This is a genomic window from Acidovorax sp. ST3, assembly GCF_003231145.1.
Lineage (GTDB): Bacteria > Pseudomonadota > Gammaproteobacteria > Burkholderiales > Burkholderiaceae_C > Acidovorax.
In genome coordinates this window covers 1-504 of sequence record NZ_QKVP01000154.1, presented here as the reverse complement: position 1 = coordinate 504, position 504 = coordinate 1, and the positions used below count along the sequence as shown (strand labels likewise).

The following is a 504-nucleotide window of genomic DNA, read 5'->3' as shown; positions in this document are numbered from 1 at the left end:
ATCGCGTGATCGCAGGAATTCTCAATCGCAACGGCCTGTTGACGGGGCAGGGCAACCGCTGGACGCGCGAACGCGTCGCGGCACTCAGATTGCATCATGGAGTGCCGGTCTTCCGTCCGGCTGCGGACGGGCTCGAGCCATGGCTCAACCTGGACGGGGCCGCGCAGCTGGTCGGCATCACATCGGACACGCTGCAGTTCGCCGCCGAAGCCGGCGAAATCGAGGGCAGGCATCCCTTGTCGGACGGCCCATGGATCTTCAGCCGGACACTGCTTGGGACGGCCGCAGCCCAGGGCGTTGTTCAACGCATCCGCAGAAACTTGAAATATTTCCACGAGATCGCACCCGACCAGCAGAACCTGATCGCTTCGAACGCCTGGGAAACGAGCAGCGTCAACGGCGCGCTCCGGTATGGGAGGAGCAGGTGAAGAACGGCATAGCCATCGTGGCTTGATTGGAGTTACAGCCGCGGTCAGGACTATCGAAAACGCAACGCTGCATTCC

At 62.3% G+C, this 504-nt stretch carries 1 pseudogene; it reads left to right on the top strand.

Annotated elements, in window-relative coordinates:
* Positions 1 to 428: pseudogene (locus DNK89_RS24650) on the top strand (hypothetical protein); the annotation flags it as partial.
* Between the last annotated feature and the right edge of the window lie 76 nt (positions 429 to 504).